Raw genomic sequence first — 2,383 nt, 5'->3', positions numbered from 1 at the left:
GGGCTCGGTGGGCTCTCGGTGCTGCGGGCCTTGCACCGGCAGCTGCCGCAGGCGCCGCTGCGCTACCTGGCCGATTCGGCGAACGCGCCGTATGGCGACCGCAGCGAGGCCTTCATCGTCGAGCGCTCGCAGCGCATGGCGCAGCACCTGGTGGCGCAGGGCGCAAAGCTGCTGGTGGTCGCGTGCAACACCGCGACGGCCGCGGCGGTCGCGAGCCTGCGCGAGCGCTGGCCGGCGCTGCCGATCGTCGGCGTCGAGCCGGGGCTGAAGCCGGCGGTGGCCGCGACCCGCAACGGCCGCATCGGCGTGCTGGCCACCACCGGCACCTTGCGCAGCGAGAAGTTCCGGCAGCTGCTGGCGCGGCAGGGCGATGCGGTGCAGATCACGGCCCAGCCCTGCCCCGGCCTGGCCGACCTGATCGAGCGGGGCGCGCTCGACACGCCCGAACTGCGGGCGATGGTCGAGCGGTATTGCACACCGCTGCGCGATGCAGGCGTCGACACCGTCGTGCTGGGCTGCACGCACTACCCTTTCGTGCAACACCTGATCGCGGACGCGATGGGGCCGCAGGTGCAGATCATCGACACCGCCGATGCGGTGGCGCGTCGCGCGGCACAACTGTGGCAGGCCGGCGGCGCGGCGCATGCGACCGACGATAGGGCCAGCGATGCGGTGCAACTGGAAACGACCGGCAACGTGGCGGCATTGCAGCGGGTGGCCGCGAGTTGGCTGGCGTTCCGCTGCGAGGTGAGCGGATCGGACGCCTGATCGTGCGGCTACTGCTGCGCCTGCAGCATCGCGCCCATCTTCTGGTGGATCAGGTTGATCGCCTTCAGCGGCCGGATCAGCACCTTGAAGTCGACGATCCGTCCATCGTTGTCCCAGGTGAGCATGTCGACGCCGTTGACGGCGATGCCGTCGATTTCCACCTGGAACTCGAGCACCGCGTCACGCGGGCCGGCGACTTCGCGCACGTAGCGGAAGCTCTCGTTGAAGAACACGCGGAAGGCCGCGCCGAGGTACTGCGCCGTGACGGCCTTCCCCACCTGCGGCGTGTGCACCACCGGCGAGTGGAAGACGACGTTGTCGGCAAGCAGCGCCCCGAGCCCCTTCGCGTTGCGTGTCGCGACGAGTTCGTGCCAGACGGCAAGCGTGGCGATGGCCATGGCGTGTCCTCTCAGGGAAGTTGTCAGGAGATCTGCATGTCCTCGCGCGAGCGGCCGGCGGCGAGCTGATCCCGGAACCACTGCGGCGGCTTGCCCATGCCGACCCAGGTCTGGCTGGGGTCGGCGGGGTTCGCGTACTTGGCCTTGCGCTCTTCGCCGGGCGCCGACGGCGTCTTGACGGGCTTGGCAGGCAGGTAGGGCTTCAGCGCCTCGATGCCCTCGGCGATGGTGAAGCCGCCCATTTGCAGCTTCTTGGCGTAGCCGTCCGCCAGAACCTTCAGTTCCTCGGTGCGCTTGGCGGCCAGTGCGGCTTCGGTTTGCTCCAGCAGAGCGCGCAGCTCCGCGTACGACATACCCTTCAGTTCGGTCATCTCGATGGTCCTGGACATGGATCGGAAAATGCGATGACCGGTAGTCTATGTGCGGCGTGGCCGTTTTTGAGCGCGGAGCGTCAAAGGCGTGCACCGGCCGCAACGGGCCCCGAAAACGGGAATTCTCGGATTGCGTCGCCCACCACTCGGTGTGCTCGGCCCGCCACCGTTTCCACTTTGAACCGGGCCAGGCACAGCTATTTGTCGCCCGGCCAGCATTCCGTCGGCGATTGACGCTTCGCGACAATGCCGAAACGCTTGTTGACCCGATCGATCACGGCGTCAAGGCGGACGATTTCGCCCGCGGTGAGGTCCAGCATCACGGTCGGTTGTCCGGAGTAGGAATCGAAGACCGGCGAGGCTGTCGTGTCACCCACCTGCTGGGGTGTGGTCATGAACTTGACGGTCACCGATCTCTTGCCAGGCAACACGTAGACGGAGCGGGGAGGATCCGCGGGGTAAGTGAACAGACGCTGTCCATCGACGGCAAGAATCTGGATCGTGCCGACCCCGACGACAGGGCACCCCGGGTCGCGGTATTGCGGCAACCCCGAGCGAACCAGCGCCAATTCGGTAACGGCGCGTTGAGGTGCAGGGTAAGCATGCTGCGGCCCCAGCGGGGTGCTGCAGGCGCTCGTCGCCAATGCAGCCACCGCTGCAAACCATCTCAATGCGAGAGAAATTCTCATGGTTCGGCTTCGTCGAATCGTTACGGGTTCGCTTCGACAAATACCTTACCCGATGTTGAAGCCGAGGAAACTCCCACCGATGACAACAAGCAAGCCCACGACGAACGCCGCAGGAAGCGCAGCGCCGGCGACGGCCACGCCTGAGCCGCCCTTGCCT

General features: G+C 66.9%; 4 protein-coding genes. 1 reads left to right on the top strand and 3 read right to left on the bottom strand.

All coding sequences use genetic code 11. From position 1 onward, the window contains the following. Positions 1-768, top strand: a 768-nt coding sequence (murI, locus tag AC1D01_RS30515; RefSeq protein ID WP_477873112.1) for a glutamate racemase, incomplete at its 5' end; no start/stop codon positions are given. A gap of 8 nt (positions 769-776) precedes the next feature. On the opposite strand, the gene AC1D01_RS30510 is transcribed toward murI, so the two are convergent. The 3 genes from AC1D01_RS30510 to AC1D01_RS30500 all read right to left on the bottom strand — a co-directional run bounded on the left by AC1D01_RS30510 (position 777) and on the right by AC1D01_RS30500 (position 2,226). Then, positions 777-1,166 (bottom strand): nuclear transport factor 2 family protein, encoded by a 390-nt coding sequence (locus tag AC1D01_RS30510; protein WP_477873110.1) that lies wholly within the window; start codon positions 1,164-1,166, stop codon positions 777-779. A gap of 23 nt (positions 1,167-1,189) precedes the next feature. Next, positions 1,190-1,537 (bottom strand): H-NS histone family protein, encoded by a 348-nt coding sequence (locus tag AC1D01_RS30505; protein WP_197070727.1) that lies wholly within the window; start codon positions 1,535-1,537, stop codon positions 1,190-1,192. Positions 1,538-1,734: 197 nt separating this feature from the next. Further along, positions 1,735-2,226 carry a hypothetical protein gene (locus tag AC1D01_RS30500; protein ID WP_477873108.1) on the bottom strand — a complete coding sequence of 164 codons (492 nt, stop codon included), beginning with the start codon at positions 2,224-2,226 and terminating at the stop codon, positions 1,735-1,737. Positions 2,227-2,383: the final 157 nt, after the last annotated feature.

Source organism: Rhizobacter sp. P3_B12, assembly GCF_056402895.1.
The sequence above is the reverse complement of the archived record's forward strand: the minus strand, read 5'-3'. Positions and strand labels throughout refer to the sequence as shown.